This window comes from Erwinia sp. PME.40.26/001 (assembly GCF_055556675.1).
Window position 1 is genome coordinate 1 of record NZ_JBVHNP010000476.1, and the last position, 231, is coordinate 231.

Consider the following 231-nt stretch of genomic DNA (forward strand, 5'->3'; position numbering starts at 1 on the left):
GTTCGAGGCGGCTCGCGAACTGGGCCTGCGCGTCACGACCCACGCGGGAGTGTGGGGCGCGACGACCGACACCGCCATCACCCAGATGTACGACGCCGGATTCATGACGCCCGAGATCACGTACGTGCACTCCGCGTCCCTCAACGAGCAGAGCTACCAGAAGATCGCCGCCACCGGCGGCACCGTCTCGGTCGCCACGGAGTCGGAGCAGAGCGCCGGACAGGGATATCC

At 68.0% G+C, this 231-nt stretch carries 1 protein-coding gene; it reads left to right on the forward strand.

The features are described 5' to 3' along the window. Positions 1-231, forward strand: a 231-nt coding sequence (locus ACZ3HG_RS25040; RefSeq protein ID WP_465335275.1) for a hypothetical protein, incomplete at both ends; no start/stop codon positions are given.